The sequence below is a fragment of the Bifidobacterium sp. UBA744 genome (assembly GCA_002298605.1).
Lineage (GTDB): Bacteria > Actinomycetota > Actinomycetes > Actinomycetales > Bifidobacteriaceae > Bifidobacterium.
In genome coordinates this window covers 70,048-72,165 of sequence record DBKS01000063.1, presented here as the reverse complement: position 1 = coordinate 72,165, position 2,118 = coordinate 70,048, and the positions used below count along the sequence as shown (strand labels likewise).

At 62.3% G+C, this 2,118-nt stretch carries 2 protein-coding genes; both read left to right on the top strand.

The genetic code is table 11. The features are described 5' to 3' along the window. A partial coding sequence (locus B2994_RS07380; protein ID WP_291527718.1) for an ABC transporter permease occupies nucleotides 1-773 on the top strand: 773 nt, incomplete at its 5' end. Between the two features lie 17 nt (nucleotides 774-790). Then, nucleotides 791-2,118: ABC transporter ATP-binding protein (locus tag B2994_RS07375; RefSeq protein ID WP_291527742.1), on the top strand; the 1,328-nt coding region annotated here is incomplete at its 3' end.

Sequence of the window (2,118 nt, the reverse complement as noted above, 5' to 3'; positions counted from 1 at the left end):
TGGTCCTGCTGGTGACCTTCTTCCCGCAGCTGTTCACCAGCGTCGATCCCCGCAGCTGCAAGCTCGACAACTCGCTTGAGGGCGCCACGGCCGGCCATCCCTTCGGATTCGACAAGCAGGGCTGCGACGTATACGCCCGCGTGATCTACGGCGCCCGCACCTCGGTGTCCATCGGCGTGTTCACCACGCTGCTGGTCACGGTGCTCGGCGGTCTGATCGGCGCAGTAGCGGGCTTCTTCGGTGGCTGGGTCGATGCGGTCCTGTCTCGCATCACCGACATCTTCTTCGCGGTTCCACTGCTGCTTGGCTCCATTGTGCTGCTGCAGATGTTCCGTACTTCCACTTCGATCTGGAAGATCGTGTTCACCCTGGCGCTGTTCGGCTGGGTGTCCATGGCCCGAATAGTGCGAGGCGCGGTGATCGAGGCCAAGAACCTTGAATTCAACACCGCGTCGCTGGCGCTCGGCTCCACACCGGGGCGGAACCTGTTCAAGCACATCATCCCGAATTCGCTGGCACCGGCCATCGTGATGGCCACCATGAACCTCGGCGGATACATCGTCTCCGAAGCCACCCTGAGCTTCCTGGGCATCGGCATGCCCAGCTCCGTGGTGTCGTGGGGCGGCGATATCTCCACCGCACAGTCGTTGCTGCGCACCAATCCGTCCGTCCTGTTCTATCCGTCTGCGGCGCTGGCCATTACCGTGCTCGCCTTCATCATGCTGGGCGATGCCGTACAGGATGCGCTTGATCCCAAGGCCCGCACGGCGTGAGTGGAGGAAACGCAATTATGTCTACCAACATTCAATCCACCATCGCTTCCTATCAGGCCAAGCAGGGCCCGCTGCTCGAGGTCAAGGATCTGCAGGTCGACTTCACCACCGATACCGGCAAGGCCGTGCACGCGGTTCGTCATTCCTCCTTCTCGGTGTATCCGGGGCAGTGGGTGGCCATCGTGGGCGAATCAGGCTCCGGCAAGTCCACCTCCGCCATGGCGGTGCTCGGCCTGCTGCCCGGCACCGGCCATGTCGTCGGCGGCTCCATCAAATTGGACGGCCAGGAAATCGCCGGAATCAGCCAGAAGGAATACGACAAGCTCCGTGGCTCCAAGATGGGCCTGGTGCCGCAGGACCCGATGTCGAACCTCAATCCGGTGTGGCGTATCGGCGCTCAGGTGAAAGAGGCCCTGCAGGCCAACAACATGGACATTTCCAAGGAGAAGCGTTCCAAGTTGGCCTCGGCGCTGGCCTCCGAGGAAAACTCGGTGGTGGATCTTAAAACCGAGGAGGACGAGCTGTTCGTCGGCTCCAAGGATCTGCCCGCTCTGCTTGACGCCGCCAAGAAGGCTTTGGAAGATGCCGGTTCCAAGCATGTCGAAGAGGAAATGAACTATTTCCGCGACGAGTGGGTTCCGGGCTCCCAGACGCGTTGGCGTGTGGCCAAGGACCTCATTGACGCGGGGGTTTCGGACGACTCCGCATGGACGATCGCCAAGAAGCACGTGCTGGGCTCCACGATGGAGGACCGTATTTCCGGACTGTTGTCCGAAGCTGGTCTGCCCGACGCCGCCACCCGTGCCCGCCAGTTCCCGCATGAGTTCTCCGGCGGCATGCGCCAGCGTGCGCTGATCGCCATCGGCCTGGCCTGCCGCCCGGATCTGCTGATCGCCGACGAGCCGACCTCCGCGCTGGACGTCACCGTGCAGAAGCGCATTCTCGACCATCTGCGCACTTTGACCGATTCACTGGGCACCTCCGTGCTGTTCATCACCCACGACCTCGGTCTCGCCGCCGAACGCGCCCAGCATATCGTCGTGATGTACAAAGGTCAGGTCGTCGAATCCGGTCCGTCGCTTGAGGTGCTGCAGCATCCGCAGCATCCCTATACCAAGCGTCTGGTCGCCGCCGCGCCGTCCCTGGCCTCCCAGCGCATCATCTCCGCCAAGGAACGTGGCGAGGATGCCGATGCGCTGCTCGAGCACAAGATCGCTGACGAATCCGCCCTGGCAAAGAGCGAGCACATCATCACGGTCGAGCATTTGACCAAGGAGTTCAAGCTGCCCCGCAAGAAGGAGATGTTCAAGGCCGTCGATGACGTCTCGTTCTCCGTCAAACGCGG